The 14264-nt window shown below is 42.9% G+C and carries 5 protein-coding genes; 3 read left to right on the forward strand and 2 right to left on the reverse strand.

Features of this window, described 5'->3' with window-relative positions; all coding sequences use genetic code 11:
- The 3 genes from IQ242_RS04730 to IQ242_RS04740 all read left to right on the forward strand — a co-directional run.
- The coding region (locus tag IQ242_RS04730) for a putative Ig domain-containing protein (RefSeq protein ID WP_193959203.1) at nucleotides 1–7764 on the forward strand (7764 nt) is incomplete at its 5' end.
- 305 nt (nucleotides 7765–8069) lie between these two features.
- Nucleotides 8070–9035, forward strand: coding sequence for an o-succinylbenzoate synthase (locus IQ242_RS04735; RefSeq protein WP_193959204.1), 966 nt, complete (start codon nucleotides 8070–8072; stop codon nucleotides 9033–9035).
- Nucleotides 9011–10354 (forward strand): 2-succinylbenzoate--CoA ligase, encoded by a 1344-nt coding sequence (locus IQ242_RS04740; RefSeq protein ID WP_193959205.1) that lies wholly within the window; start codon nucleotides 9011–9013, stop codon nucleotides 10352–10354. The genes IQ242_RS04735 and IQ242_RS04740 overlap by 25 nt, the downstream gene beginning before the upstream one ends.
- On the opposite strand, the gene IQ242_RS04745 is transcribed toward IQ242_RS04740, so the two are convergent.
- Both IQ242_RS04745 and IQ242_RS04750 read right to left on the reverse strand, forming a co-directional pair.
- Nucleotides 10355–11038, reverse strand: a complete 684-nt coding sequence (locus IQ242_RS04745; protein ID WP_193959206.1) for a M48 family metallopeptidase — start codon at nucleotides 11036–11038, stop codon at nucleotides 10355–10357.
- A gap of 32 nt (nucleotides 11039–11070) precedes the next feature.
- Nucleotides 11071–14184: a type I restriction endonuclease subunit R gene (locus tag IQ242_RS04750; protein ID WP_193959207.1), complete on the reverse strand. Its 3114-nt coding sequence runs from the start codon at nucleotides 14182–14184 to the stop codon at nucleotides 11071–11073.
- Nucleotides 14185–14264: the final 80 nt, after the last annotated feature.

Here is a 14264-nt window from a genome sequence, read left to right on the forward strand (position 1 = left end):
CCTCCGAGTTATGCAGTTAACAATAACAACTATAGATACGAAACAGGAGACTTTAATGGAGATGGCAAAACCGATTTAATTCATTTTGTTAATGATTCTTGGAATGCAAATAGTAATGGTTTTGTTATTGTTTGGCTTTCCAAAGGCGATGGAACCTTTGACATCAAGCAGGGTTTTGACCCTCCGAGTTATGCAGTTAACAATAACAACTATAGATACGAAACAGGAGACTTTAATGGAGATGGCAAAACCGATTTAATTCATTTTGTTGATGATCCTTGGAATGCAAATAGTAATGGTTTTGTTATTGTTTGGCTTTCCAAAGGCGATGGAACCTTTGACATCAAGCAGGGTTTTGACCCTCCGAGTTATGCAGCTAATAATAACAACTATAGATACGAAACAGGAGACTTTAATGGAGATAGCAAAACCGATTTAATTCATTTTGTTGATGATCCTTGGAATGCAAATAGTAATGGATTTGTTATTGTTTGGCTTTCTAAAGGCGATAGTAAAGCAACTATTGAAACAGAAGCTAATACAGCCATTAACAACCTTCGTACCCAATACTACCCCGAACTCAACAACCCCACCACCCTCGCCACCCTCCAACAACAAATCAACGACCAACAAACCCAAACCCAACAACAAATCGACCAACTCAAAAACAGCATCAGCCAAAAACAAGCCGAAGCCGCCGCCTCCATCTCCCAAGCCGACTGGTATCAAGAAAAATCCGCCTTTTATTGGGAACGAAGCCGTAAAGCTGGACCTACTTGGATCGAATGGCGTAGCTATAAAAAACGCGGACTATTTAAAAGTAAAACTGAATGGACAGCTATCACCCATGTTGACCACGATTGGATTATCTGGGACACCTACACCAAACAAGCGACCGCCCTCCGAGAACACGCCGCCCAACTCCTTAAAGGAGTCGAAACCGATACATTAAATAAAGATACCACCACCACCATCCTCAACCAATGGAATAAAGCCAACGCCGTCGCCAATGAAGCCGCCCTCAGCCAAAGCGAATTTATCCACCTCCTGCAACAACTGGAAGCAGAAAGAAAACTCAGCGAAGACAAAATCGCCCAAATAAGTGACTGGGAAAAACTCCTCCCCATCCTGCAAACCCAACTCGAAATAGCCACCCAAGATGCAGCCACCGCCACCACCAATATTCAAAAAGAAACCGGCGAATACCAAACCAGTAAAGACAACTATCTAACCGCCCTCAACAGCGTCCTACAAAAACGCGCCGAACTGCAAACCAAAACCCAACTCCTGCAACAAGACATCACCGCCGCCAAAACTTGGGTGACACAACAAACCATCTACCTCACCGATGAACTCACCCAAACCCAAACCCTCATCACTCAACTGCAAACCGAGCGGGATTTGCTCCCCCCAACCCCCCTTGATAATGGGGGCGAGGAAAACCTCACCAAAAAAGCCCAATTAGACCAATCCATCCAACTCCTCACCCAAAAACAAACCGTCCTCACCGCCCAACAAGCCACTCTCACCCAAAAACAGACCCTCCTCTCAACCCAAGAACAGGTACTCCTCACCGAATATCAACTCCTCGATGCGACTCTCGCCAGTCCCGACAAAGACACCAGTACCCTCGAAAAACAACTCACAGATACCAGGAAAACCCTCGCCGAAGTCCAAAAACTCGCCGAACAAGCCGAAGCCAGTAGCCAAGCTTTAACCGCAGTGATGGACGACCTGCAAGCCTCTCTCTTGCTGCAAAACGACAAATACCTCTCCGCCATCAAAGATAAACAACAGGGACTCAAAAAACTCCTAGAAGCCACTGAACTCGAAAAAAATTATACCCTCCAAGCCACTACTAAACGCCAAGAATTAAACAGCTTTGAAAGCCAACTGCTGACTATTCTTAAACAAGCCAACGATGCCGGAAGCCAAGAAGCCGCCCAACTTCTGGAAGTTGCCAACGCCAACAATATGGCTACTGCCGCCGAACTTTATTACAAAGATTATCGAGATTTAGCCAACGATAAAGGTGGCGGTTGTTCAGGAGGAATTGCCCGACCCGAAGATTTAATCTTAGCCGATAAATACTATGCCGAAATGCAGCAATATCGGCAACTGCAACAACAGGCGCAACAACAAGCCAGCCAATTTACCGCCCTTCGTCAAGCTGCTGAAAATCAAATTACCCTCTTAGAAGGACAAAAAACCCTCGCCACCCAAGAATTGGCCCAACTTCAACAAAGTATCGGCAATTCTCAAGAAGCAATTGAGGCCCATAAACAAGAAATCGCCGTTGCTGAATTTCGTATAGATGCCCTATCCCAACTGAAAGACTGGACAAATCAAACCTTATTGCAAGTTCTTTCCGTTGAAAAATTCAACTTAGCGCAGGCACAATTAGAACAAGAAATCGCCCAAAAACGCGGTCAATTGATTGATGATGCGGTGGCAGCCCAGTTAGAAAAACAACGGTTAGATATTCAACGCGATCGTCAAATTGCCGTCACCAAACTGGAACAATTAAACCAACTCAACACCGAAGAAGCCCTCCAGCAAGCGATTAACAACCTCCGCACCGACTTAGGTATTAACCCGATTGCCAATATCATCACCCAAGCTGACTATAAAGGACAACTCGCTGGCATCTTAGCCGATTTAGATGCCCTCAAACAAAAACAGCCCAGCTTACCTGCTGAATTGCAGAGCATATTAACAGCAACTCGTCAAGATATTCATGCTGCTTTACAGGGGAAAGAAGCCGCAACGATTCAGGATAATTTACTGAAAACGGTTGATGGTTTAATTGAGCAGAATAATAAACTGAATGCTGAAGTTACCAAATTAGACCAAGAAGAACAGCAATATTTAGGCATTCTGAAACAATCAGAAACCGACCTCAAGGGAGCCAGTAAAGCTCTTTATGAGGAGATTCAGAAAACAGGGGTATTAACTCAAGAAAAAGAGTTACTCAGTCAGCAGAATTTAGAGATTCTCTCTAAGGTTGGCTATGCTCAAGGTGCGGTTGATTTATCCGATGATTTAGCGCGACAGTCTCAATCGATTTTAAGTCAGATTATTGAGGGGCGAGTTAAAGAACGAAGAATCAGAAAGAAAGCCTTTGTTAATGAAGTTTTAGGGACTGCAACGCTTGTTATTTCGTTAGTATCAGCCGTTTTTACCGTAGGGGCATCCTTAGCCGTTAATATTGCAACAGCAGGATTATCCGGCGCAGCAGCTACCGCAGCAGCAGCCAGCGCAACTGTTCTTGGTGTATCAGTTGGCACAATTACTTCTATTGCTACTACATTAAGCCTTATTAGTAGTTCTCTTAGTGCTGTTCAATCAGCCTATAATGGGGACTGGGCGGGTGCAGTTTTCCATGCAGCAATGGCTTTTGCCAGCTACGAAATTAGCGATATTAATAGCGAACTAGCGAAGAATCCTCAAGTTATTGAAACCACCAAGGCAATTGATGTTGCCAAAGAAGCAAAAGATTTGAGCTTAGTTGGTGAATTAACCCAGAAATTAGAACTCTTAAAATATGAGTTATCACCCAATCTACTCAACCTAACCAGATTCCAAACAGTCGCCCAAGGTGCTTACTCATCCTATCAGTACGCCAAAACAGGAGATACTACTCTCGCCTTATTATCTGGAGTTCAATCATTAGCTAATGCGGCATCTCTTGGCATTAAAGACATCACAAAATTAAATCAAGCTTCTGATATTCAAAAATTCTTTATTACAGCAGGACAAGTCTCTCTGGTAACAGCCCAAGGTATCAAAGCAATTGAAAATGGCAACTGGTTAGATGCGGCTAATGCAATCGGTAAGATTGCCGGACAAATTGACAAAAACTTTGCGTTAGGATTAGGGGAAGCTGGGAAAAAAGAACTAATAGATTTAACGGGATTAAAATGGGAAGAAATTCAAGACTTTGGGAAATTAAGTTCAGCCTTATATCAAACTATCGACAATAAAGACTGGATTAAAGCCATTCAAACAGCTGGTAAAGCAATTAACCTTGTTGATGATAGTTTATTAGGGGTTGATTTAGGAACCGAAGCCCATAAATCTATTAAAGATTTAACGGGGTTTGAATGGGAAGAAGTCGAAACTATCATTCAATCGGGAGTTAAGCTGGAAATTGCTGTCAGAGAACGTAATTTGCAAGCAATTACTCAATCCGTAAAAAGCATTGTAAATGTCTGGGTTACTGATGATAAACTCAAAATTGAGGCACAAAAAGTTACAGGACTTTCTTGGGAAGAAATCCAACGAATTACCCAGACAGGAGAAGCCATTACTAAAGCCATTGAAAAAGGAGATACAGCAGCTTGGATTAAATCCAGTAATGAACTTCTGGGCATTTGGCAAGGTAATCAAACCCTCCAAAACTTCTTAAAAATTAACCTAAATTTAGACTGGAAAGATTTCCAGCAAGTTGTTAAAGCAGGTCAATCTATTGCCATAGCTACTGATAAGCAAAGCGTTGAACAATGGGGACAATCTCTCAAAGAAGTTCTCAATATTTGGTATGATGACGATACGCTTAAGAACAAATTAACAACTGTATCTGGACTTTCTTGGGAACAAATTCAAAAGACAGAGGAAACCATTTCAACCCTTAATAAGGCCTACGAACAAGGTAATACTTTAGCTTGGATAGAAGCTAGTAACAAAATCCTGAAACTTTGGGAAACAGATCAAACCTTAGCCAATAAAATTAAAGTCAATACAGGCTTAGATTGGCAAGATTTTGAGAAGATTGTTAAAGCTGGACAAGCTACTGCGATCGCTGTTGACAGTGAAAAGTTAAAAGATTGGGGACAAGCGATCAGAAAAGTCGCTAATATTTGGGCTGATGATGCCACATTAAAAAGCAAAATTGAACAAGCAACGGGACTAACTTGGTCACAATTAAATAAATTAGAAAACACTGTTCAGGAACTAGATAAAGCTAGTCAAAATAACAATACCCAATCTTGGATTACTGCCAGTGATAATATTTTAACAATCTGGAAAACCGATCCTAGTTTTGCCAAAAAACTCAAAGAAGTTACCAGTTTAGACTTTACCGACCTAGAAAAAATTGTCAAAGCAGGTCAAGCTTCTGCCACAGCGATTGACAGTCAAGAACTCGCTAAATGGGGACAAGCCATCAGACGAGTGGCTAATATTTGGGTAGATGATAATACCCTAAAATCTACAGCAGAAGACCTCACAGGTTTATCTTGGGAGAAACTTCAAAAACTCGACAAAACCGTACAGGCAATTAATACTGCGATAAACAAAGATACAACCCAAGACTGGATAAATGCCAGTGATGAAATTCTGAAAATTTGGCAAGATGATCCTACTTTAACCCAAAAACTCAAAACCTATACTAATTTGAATTGGCAAGATATAGAAAATATAGTAAAAGCCGGTCAAGAAATAGCTAAAGCCGTTGATCAACAAACACTAGCACAATGGGGAAATGCCATTAAGAGTGCTGTTAATATTTGGGTAGATGATAATACTCTAAAATCTCAAGCTGAAAAAGCAACTGGACTTACTTGGGTACAATTAGAAAATCTTGCCCGTACCAATCGATTAATTAAACAAGCCATTGACACCAATGACTTAGAAACATGGAAAAAATCAACCGATGAAATTCTCAATATTTGGAAAGAAGATAAAGTATTAACTCAGAAACTCAAAGAAAAAGCAGGAATCGAATGGAAAGATATTGAATATATTGTCAAATCTGGTCAAGCGATCGCAACCGCATCTCAAGATACAACTCTAGAGAATTTAACAGCAGCTATTGAACAGATCGTATCTATTGGCGATCAAGATCCTCAACTTAAAGAGAAAATCAGAAGTATTTTGGAACTGGAATGGCAAAAACTAGAAGCAATTAGTCAAAAAAATCAACAAATACAAGCAGACTTAGCCCAACAGCAACAAGAAAACTGGGTCACAACCAATCAGAAATTGATCAACATCTTGGAGAAGAATGATGCTCTTATTCAAGAAAATCTTGCTCCCATTATCATTAACCCCATTCCCAATCAAACAGCAACCACTAATAAATTATTCACTTTCACTGTTGCTGAAACTACTTTCACAGACATAGATAAAAACGATTTTCTAACTTATTCAGCAACAGATGTGAATGGTAATTCTCTACCTAAATGGTTATCTTTTGATCCCAAGACAACAACTTTTAGTGGAACTTCTAAGGATACAACAAGCTCTAGTCTCGATATTAAGCTTGAAGTAAAAGATACTAAAGGATTGTCTTCCAGTAACGTTTTTACGCTTACCATTAATGCCATGACTGGAGGAGATGGCAACGATCTCCTTAATGGTAGTGCAGGAGATGATACCCTCAATGGGAATGCAGGCGATGACACCCTCAACGGCGGTAATGGAGATGACCTCCTCAACGGACAAGAAGGGAAAGATAGCATCAATGGTAATAGCGGAAATGACACTCTTAACGGAGGCGATGACAACGATATTCTTAGTGGCGGTGAAGGTAACGACTCCCTCAATGGTAGTCCGGGAGATGATAGCCTCAATGGCGATATTGGTAACGACATCCTTAACGGTGGCGATGGCAATGATACCCTCAATGGCGGGGAGGGGGATGATACACTTAATGGGGGTAACGACAGCGATCGCCTGTTCGGTGGTATTGGTCAAGACTCCCTCAATGGTGGACTAGGGAACGATAGTATCGATGGTGGGGAAGGCCAAGATACCCTTACTGGTAGCAATGGTAACGATACTATCAATGGCGGTTTAGGTGATGATAATCTCGATGGCGGTAGTGATAATGACCTTCTCAACGGTGGAGAAGGTAACGACACTCTCAATGGTACAGCCGGAATCGATACCCTAATCGGTGGGTTAGGGAATGACACCTATCAAATCGATACCACCAGTGATACCATTACCGAAAACGCCAACGAAGGTACAGACACCGTTCAATCTTCCGTAACTTACACCCTGGGGAATAACCTAGAAAACCTCACTCTAACTGGGACTACAGCCATTAATGGAACAGGTAACGCCGCTAATAACATCCTGACCGGTAATAGCGGTAATAACACCTTAACGGGTAATGGGGGTAACGATACCCTCAATGGAGGTACGGGAATTGATACCCTAATCGGTGGTTTAGGAAATGACACTTATCAAGTTGATACTACTACCGATACGATTACGGAAAATGCCAACCAAGGTACAGATACTGTTCAATCTTCCGTAACTTACACCCTGGGGAATAACCTAGAAAACCTCACCTTAACTGGGACTACAGCTATTAACGGGACAGGTAACACCTTAAATAACATTATCACTGGTAATAGTGGTAAAAATACCCTTACAGGAAGTGCGGGAAATGATACCTTGATTGGTGGCTTAGGTAATGATACCCTAACAGGAGGCGCAGGTAGCGATCGCTTCACCTTCAACAACCTCAATGAAGGTCTTGACACAATTACTGATTTTCTCTCCAGTCAGGGGGATAAAATTGCTCTCTCTGCTGCGGGTTTTGGCGGTGGTTTAGCCGCAGGAGTTGCGATTACAGCCGCTCAATTCGTGTTAGGAACAACTGCATTAAATGCCAGCAATCGCTTTATTTATAATACAATCACTGGAGGACTATTCTTTGATGGGGACGGGACAGGTACAATAGCAGCTATTCAAATTGCAACTCTTAGTTCTAAACCCACTCTTACCGCCTCTGATATACTTGTATTAGTTTAATCTTAATACAGCTTGTAGGGTGCGTTAGACGGCCAAAAATTGCTGCTTTGACTGGAAGGTGACAATCCGTCGTAACGCACCACCTATCATCGACTGTGATTGTGTGATGGACTATGATTGAAGTAACGCACCACCTATCATCGACTAAGTAGCTGGTTACAATTAAAGATAAAATACAAAGAATCAGAAGCCTGTCCCACTATCTAAGTGGGTAGAATTAAATATAAGATGAACGTAGGTTGGTTTGAAGCATGAAACCCAACGCCTGCTCATGTTAAGCTTTTCACGACTACTTATAGTTAATCATGTATTTCTGGCAATTTCGTGTTTATCAGCGTCCTTTGCTGCATCCCCTACAAAACCATCACGGACTATGGAAAATTAGGGAAGGAATTATTATTCGCTTAGAAGCGGAAGATGGACGTATTGGATGGGGAGAAATTGCTCCTTTACCTGAATTTGGTTCGGAAACATTATCGGCAGCAATATCATTTTGTCAAAGTCTCGAAAATCCCCTATCAATAAATTCAATTTTTTCTATTCCCGAACAATTTCCCGCTTGTCAATTTGCCTTTGAATCAGCTTTAGAAGATTTAAGTATAGAGAATCAATCAAGAGAATTAGAACCGAAAAATTATAGTTATTTATTACCCACTGGTGCGGCAGTATTTCCCTGTCTGGATGATATTTTAGCCGCTAATCAAACTAATACTTATAAATGGAAAATTGCAGTTAATTCTCTCAAGCAAGAGTTAACCTTATTTGAAAAATTAATTGAACGATTACCCAGGAACATTAAATTGCGTTTAGATGCCAATGGGGGATTGAGTATGGCTGAGAGTAAAATCTGGTTAAAAATTGCCGATGAATGTCAAATAATTGAATTTATCGAACAACCTTTACCCCCGTCTCAATGGTTAGAAATGTTGCAATTAAGTCAAGATTTTACCACGGGGATTGCCTTAGATGAATCGGTGGCCAATCTGCGACAAATAGAGGAATGTTATCAACGGGGATGGCGAGGAATTTTTGTGATTAAACCTGCTATTACTGGTTCAATACAAGGGTTAAGAAATCTCTGGAAAAAATATCCCTTAGATTTAGTATTTTCCTCGGTTTTAGAAACTAATATCGGCAGAAAAGCTGCTTTACGTCTAGCACAAGAATACCCCAGAAAGGGGCGAGCTTTAGGTTTTGGTGTGCAACAATGGTTTAATAATAGTGACCCCGATTGGTTGGAAAAACTGTGGACGACATCAGCAAACAATTAGCATATCTCAGTCAAAAAAATTGGTTATATGGATACAATAGCCAGAAATTTTATCAATTATATAAGTCCTATTGTCAGAAATTTATCGCCGCAGATAATCCTCGATTAACTATACTGCTTGCTGAAGGCAATCCCATTAAATTTTTAGCGATATTCTTGGCTGCCGTCAGGGTCAAAAGTTGCCTATTTCTAGCTAATCCCGACTGGAAAACTAACGAATGGCAGCAGGTTTTCTCTCTGATTCAACCCGATTATATTTTTGGTGAAAATATAAAGGTTTTTAACCATAATTCTTCTCCTGTCAATCCTTTGACTAATTCTCTGATGATACCCACGGGGGGAACCTCGGGAAAAATTCGCTTTGCTATCCATAACTGGTTAACTTTAACTGCTTCTGTTAAAGGTTTCTCTGAATATTTTCAAGTCAAGCAGGTTAACTCTTTTTGCCTATTACCTTTATATCATGTTAGTGGTTTAATGCAGTTTCTGAGAAGTTTTTTAACAGGGGGAAATTTTGCTCTTATTCCTTACCATAAAATCAAACAAAAGCGGATAAATAATCTCAATCTTCAAGATTATTTTATCTCTTTAGTTCCCACTCAATTACAATTTTTTCTAGAAAATGATCCTCGCTGGTTAGCCAATTTTAAAACAGTTTTACTAGGAGGTTCCCCTGCATGGCCATCTTTACTAGAAAAAGCTAGAGAATATAATATTTCTTTGTCTCCTACCTATGGAATGACGGAAACTGCCTCACAAATTGTCACCCTTAAACCGGAATATTTTCGACGAGGAAATAATAGTAATGGACAGCTATTACCCCATGCTCAGATAAAAATTAATCCCGATAACCAGAAAATTATTATTGAAGCGAAATCTTTATTTTTAGGCTATTATCCCCATCTTAATCAAGCAAGCTACTTCGAGACCGATGACTTAGGTGACTTCGATGAAAGTGGTTATTTATATATCATTGGTCGCGATAGTCAAAAAATAATTACCGGAGGAGAAAATGTTTATCCTCTTGAGGTAGAAACTGCCATTAGACAAACTAATTTAGTTAAAGATGTGGTGGTTTTAGGGTTGCCAGATTCTCGATGGGGACAGATAATTGTCGCTTTTTATGTACCCGTTAATTCTCAGATAAACCAGACAAGTATTCAATCCCAGATTAAAGATAAATTAGTCAATTATAAACTGCCGAAACATTGGATAAAATTACCAGAGATACCAAAAAGTCCCCAGGGTAAGATTAATCGAACCACTTTAATTAAATTAGCTGAAACTTTTTTTGACACCGAGTCAAACCCTAGACGATAATTAGAGTGACTGTTCCAACATCTGACCGTGTTCTTTAAGCCATTGCTTGGCCTTTTCCATACTAGCAATTTGCGACCTGATAATCTGCCAAAATCGTGGAGTGTGGTTCGATTCAATCAGATGCGCTAACTCATGAACTATCACATAATCAATTACGAACATCGGGGCTTTGATCAATCGCCAGTTCAAGTTAACATTGTCTTGGGGTGTACAAGAACCCCAGCGATATTTGCTGTCGGTAATTTTAGCCTGATTAAACCTGACACCAAGCTTTTTAGCATAAAGGTTGACACGAGGAAGTATCTTCTCTTTTGCCTTCTGAATGTACCAATCTTGAAAAATCTCGCCGTCATTCTCTGTTAGTGTCTTTGGTACTCGAAAGCGATTGTTAATAAACTTTATTTCTGTCTCATCATCAACCAATTCTAAACGATAGGAGCGCCCTAAATAAAGAAGCGACTCGCCATTAACCAGTTCCTTACCAGGAGGATGAAGTGGGACTTGATACTTCTGCTCGTGGTGAATTTTTTCATAGAGCCACTGCTTGCGTGACTCTACTATTTGCTGGATCTTATCGGGATGAGTACCAGTAGGCGCTCTGACCACGATCGAGCGATCACGTTCCACGGTAATGGTCAGGGTCTTACGACTGGAAGAATAAATGATTTTATAGTCAAGTTTCATATTAAAAGTCGCTCAATTTTACTCGATTCAGCCTAAAAAATTCGGTCGTTATTTTTCTCTGCTATTTCCATCACCCGCGAGATAATCTGTTCTCGATTGTCCACAAGATTGGGAATTTGGTAAAAGTCGGGAGAGAGTAACACTTTTTGAATCTCTGCCTTAAGTTTCTTGCGAGCGGGAATGCTCTCCCAAAAGCTAGTTAATTGTAACTCCTGCTCAACAACGGTAAATACCTGTTGAGTGAGAGCGACCATCTGAGAAACCATATCGTCAGTTAATGCCGCTTCTCCAAAACACTCCCGTTTGAACATCCGAAAGAAGGGCAGCTGCTTTTTCCTGTCCAGTCCGTAGGTAGGCTCATTTTTTGCTTCTCTCGCCTTCTGGCGTAGTTTTTCCAGTTCTTGGTAAATCTTGTCCCAATTGTCTTTAAACTCCTCGAAGATGGCTCTCAGTGCTTCAGAAAAGGAGGCTTGCAGTTCGGGATCATCTGCCAGATCGATCTCGATATAGTGGCGGAGAGCGTGTTCGATTGCGGCGGCCTTTGTTTTGACTCGCTGGTGTTTCTGGACATGGCTCTCAAAGTCCTTATCCAAGATCGAGATCGGTTTAACTTTCTCGTCGATTCCCCTTGATTGCAGATACTGGTCGGTCAGCGCCCGCAGCTTGGGCGGGATTCCCTTCATACTTAGGCGCTCATCGCGGAAGTGCTTCCCCGCTAGTACATTCACTGCGGTGAGAGATTGGTAGTCTCTCATATAGTTCAAGGCCTCCTTGGCGGGATAGACCAAGTTAAGGCTGCGGGTCAGCTTCTTGAAGGCCAGCATGAACTCGAATCGCACATCCTCGTCATAGAAGAGGTCGAAAAAGGCATCTTGATCGTTCAGGTCGGTGAGTCCATGTTGCTTCAAGAGTGCGAGGATTTTGCGGTGGTCATCCTCAAGCTGACGGATCTCGTCCTCGGGAAAACTTAAGGTTTCCTCGATTTCTTGCTGCTCTCGCTCGTCGTAGTTATCAATAGCTCGCTTCAAGTGGTGGCCGATGCCCACATAGTCCACGACAAAGCCTTTATCCTTGTCCGCACCGCCGACTCGGTTGACACGGGCGACCGCCTGTAAGAGGTTGTGGGCCTGGATGACCCTATCGAGATACATCACCTGCTCTACTGGGGCATCAAAGCCAGTCAGTAGCATATTATTGACGATGACAATGCCCACATCTCCAGTAATCCCCTCATCCCTTGCGTCAAAGGGCAGTTTAAAGCTTTTAATAGTAGTATCGTGGCGGGTGGAGTTGCTGTATTGCTTGAGGTGGGGTAGGTCGTTATGACTGCCGGAGATGACCACATCGGTCTTAAGTCGTTTCAGGCGATCGAGGTTAAGCCGGTGGGGATTCCCCTGCTCCAATTTGGCAATCTCCTCGGCCAGGGCAGCATCTAAATGCTCTTTGTACCGCACCGCCGCCTCCCGGGAAGTCGCCACCACCTGGGCCTTGTAGCCGTTGGGAAAGATGCACTGGAGATAGTGCTGCACCATATCCTTGGCTTTAGCGGCGATGGTGGGATGGGCTTCTAGGTAGGCATCCCGCGAACCATGGCCCAAAATCTGCAGCCGCTCTTGCAGGTTGTACTCACTGAAGACATCGGCAAAAGCCGCATCCATAGCTGTCTGATCAGACACCTCGGCGTTATGGGTGCGCCCGGTGTAAACAATTTCTAGGGTTACGCCGTCCTCGATGGACTGGCCCATGGTGTACTTGTCGATGTAGTCCCCGAAAACTTTCTCAGTTTTGTCGATGGGGGTGCCGGTGTAGCCAATACGGGAAGCGCAGGGGAGAGCTTTGTCGAGGTTTGTCCCCAGCAGGCTGTACTGAGAGCGGTGGGCCTCATCGGTCATCACCAGGATGTTGCTGCTCCGGTTTAGCTCTGGGAAGGTCTCCCGCAGTTCCCGCTCTTGGAATTTGTGGATCATGGCCATGACCAGATCCGAGGAGTCGCTGCGAAGTAGTTCCTTCAGTTTGGCGATGCTATTGGCGGGCTTAACGGTAAAGCCAACACTTTGGCCGGTCTCGGCGAGTTGCTGCTCTAGTTGGGTGCGATCGGTGATAAATACCACTTTCCACTGGGAAAGGTTGTTATGGCGGTACATGGCCCGCACCATAAACATCATGGTAAGGGACTTACCTGACCCCTGGGTATGCCAGATGATGCCGCTGCGCTCCCGGGGGGTTTTGCCCTCTAGGAGACGCTCCACGGCTTTCTTGACGGCACGAAACTGCTGATAACGCCCGACGATTTTGATGGTTTCTCCCTTGTTGTTGATGGAGAAAAGGGTGAAGTTGCGAATAATCTCTAGGAGGTTATCGGGGGCGAACATTCCCGCCACCAGTCGCTGCTGGTCGTTGGGGGAGCTAATGCCGTGTTCTAGTTGTTCTAGGGTGCGGGGATAGGGGTCAGCCCAACGGAAGAAGTATTTTTCGGTGTGGGTGGTAATAGTGCCAAATTTTGCCTGATTGCGGCTGGTAGCTACGACAAACTGGTTATAGAAGAAGAGGGGGACATTTCCCTCGCCCTTAGCGCCGCGCTGTTCGCTGTAGCGGAGGAGTTGCTCGATCGCCTCGGCAATGGGTTCTTTGACTTTGGGGGATTTACATTCAATGACCACCACTGGCAGCCCATTGAGAAAGAGGACAATATCGGGGATGATGTGGTTTTCTGTGCCTAGAATCCGCACCTTAAACTGGCAAACGGCGATGAAGCGGTTGTTAGTTGGGTGGTCAAAGTCGATAAACCTGACGGTGGGGCTTTTTTCGCCTGTTTTACGGTTCTCTGAGACGCTGGTATTCTCCTGAAGCAGTTTAAAGACGTGGCGGTTATTTTCCAGTAGGTTGGTGCTGGGGAAGTTGGCGGTGAGTTGTTTGATGGCTTCTTCTATTTGGTCGGTTTCTAGCCAGGGGTTGATGATTGTAAGCTGTTCTCGCAGCACCGGCAGCATCACCACCTCGGTAAAGCTTTCTCTAAAAGTATCCTGTGGTTTTTGTTTTGTCTCTAAATCCAATATTTCCCAATCTAAACCGTACAGTTGATCAAGTAAGGGCTTTTCGACCCCGTTGCGCTCATCGAGTTTGATAGGTTGAGGTGTTTTGTTCATGACCAGATAACCTTTATTTAACTGTATTTATGAGGTTTTTCGTCTAAATCTTCTTGAGGGAACAGGGAACAGGGTTAAAT

The organism is Microcystis sp. LEGE 08355 (assembly GCF_015207185.1).
Lineage (GTDB): Bacteria > Cyanobacteriota > Cyanobacteriia > Cyanobacteriales > Microcystaceae > Microcystis > Microcystis panniformis.